1 protein-coding gene is annotated in these 572 nt (G+C 62.2%); it reads right to left on the bottom strand.

Translation table 11 applies throughout. From position 1 onward, the window contains the following. Positions 1-403 (bottom strand): transposase DNA-binding-containing protein (locus tag CF68_RS34365; RefSeq protein ID WP_304413129.1); only part of this gene is annotated, 403 nt, incomplete at its 3' end. Positions 404-572 lie beyond the last annotated feature (169 nt).

Below are 572 nucleotides of genomic sequence, written 5' to 3'. Positions count from 1 at the left end.
CGCCATCCGCACCCTTCGGCTCGCGCGCCCACATGTAGGCGTCAAGCACGCCCAGCGGTTCGCGCGATGGCGTTACCGCGTAAGTCGGGTGCAGATACAGCCCGCGTTGCGCCTCATACGACAGCGGTCCCAAGCCTGTGATGGTCTGGCCGTTAAAGTCCAGCTCCGTGGTGTCTTGGATGCATAGCACCACTTCGCAAGCTCGCATCCGCTCGGCAGAACTCTGCCAGTGGGGCGCCAGAATGTCGCGCCAGTCCAGTTCATCCTGAGCCAGGAAGCGGTACGCCGCAGCCGTCTCCGCCCAGCCGCCGCATGCGCTGGGTATGCTTGCCGTCGGCTTCTCTGCGAGCCGCTCGGCCAGCAGCACCGCCCGTTTGTTCAGGCGCTGGTCGCCCAAGTCAATGTCCCTGAATTCTGCCGCTGCCCAACTCGTTGCCTCTCGCTGCATGTGCCGCCCAAAATGCAAGAGTGAACGACAATCCGAGAGAGTTTACAAGCCCACCCGCTATGTCATTGACCGTAAACGACTTTCTGCGGAGCGCCAGCCACCAGGAGTTGTGTGTAATGAGGTG

This window comes from Cupriavidus sp. SK-4 (assembly GCF_000611125.1).
In the GTDB taxonomy this organism is placed as follows: domain Bacteria; phylum Pseudomonadota; class Gammaproteobacteria; order Burkholderiales; family Burkholderiaceae; genus Cupriavidus; species Cupriavidus necator.
This window is presented reverse-complemented; position numbering and strand designations above follow the sequence as displayed.